The organism is Azohydromonas lata NBRC 102462, assembly GCF_001571085.1.
Lineage (GTDB): Bacteria > Pseudomonadota > Gammaproteobacteria > Burkholderiales > Burkholderiaceae_C > Azohydromonas > Azohydromonas lata.
Genome location: NZ_BCTC01000300.1, coordinates 1 through 1,001 on the forward strand (window position 1 = coordinate 1; position 1,001 = coordinate 1,001).

Consider the following 1,001-nt stretch of genomic DNA (forward strand, 5'->3'; position numbering starts at 1 on the left):
CAGCGGGGCGGGCGACGTCAACGGCGACGGACTGGCCGACCTCGTCGTCACGAGCAAGGTGGACGCGGGCCGCAGCTATGTGGTGTTCGGCCGCAGCGCCACGGCCACGGTGGACTTGAACGCGGTGGCCGCGGGCAGCGGCGGCTTTGCCATCCACGGCCAGGCCGGGGGCGACGGCAGCGGCTGGAGCGTGAGCGGCGCGGGCGACGTCAACGGCGACGGGCTGGCCGACCTGGTGGTGGGCGCGCCCGGCGGCGACACGGCCGCGGGCGCCGACGCGGGCCGCAGCTACGTGGTGTTCGGCCGCAGCGGCACGGCCGCCGTGAGCCTGGCGGCGGTGGCCGCGGGCGAGGGCGGCGGCTTCGCGATCAACGGCCAGTGCGCCGGGGAGTTGAGCGGCTGGAGCGTGTCCAGCGCGGGCGACGTCAACGGCGACGGGCTGACGGACCTGATCCTGGGCGCGCCCAACGGCGACACGGCCGCCGGAACCCATGCCGGCCGCACCTACGTGGTGTTCGGCCGCGGCGACGCGGCGGCGGTGGAGCTGTCGGCGGTGGCCCAGGACCAGGGCGGCTTCGTCATCGAGGGCCAATGCGCCGGCGAGGGCAGCGGCTGGAGCGTCTCCGGTGCCGGGGACCTCAACGGAGACGGTCTTGCCGACCTCATCGCCGGCACCCACGTGGTCTTCGGCAGCACCGTGGGCCTGTTCTACAACACCCTGGTGGACCAACTCGGCACGGCCGGGGCGGACGCGCTCAGCGACGGCGGCACGGCACAGACCCTGGTGGCCGGCGCGGGCGACGACCTGCTCACGGCCACGGCCGCCAGCGTGCTGCATGGCGGCGCGGGCAACGACCGCTTCGCCGTCGGCGCCGCCATGGTCGAGGCACTGCAGTCGCCGCTGGGCAGCGGCGGCAACCTGGACCGGCTCGCACGCGTGGACGGTGGCACGGGGCTGGACACCATCGCGCTCTCCGGCGCCGGCCTCACGCTGGACCTCA

Annotated in this window: 1 protein-coding gene; it reads left to right on the plus strand. The window is 75.7% G+C overall.

Annotated elements, in window-relative coordinates; genetic code table 11:
• Nucleotides 1-1,001 (plus strand): VCBS repeat-containing protein (locus ALA01S_RS31200; RefSeq protein ID WP_169806063.1); only part of this gene is annotated, 1,001 nt, incomplete at both ends.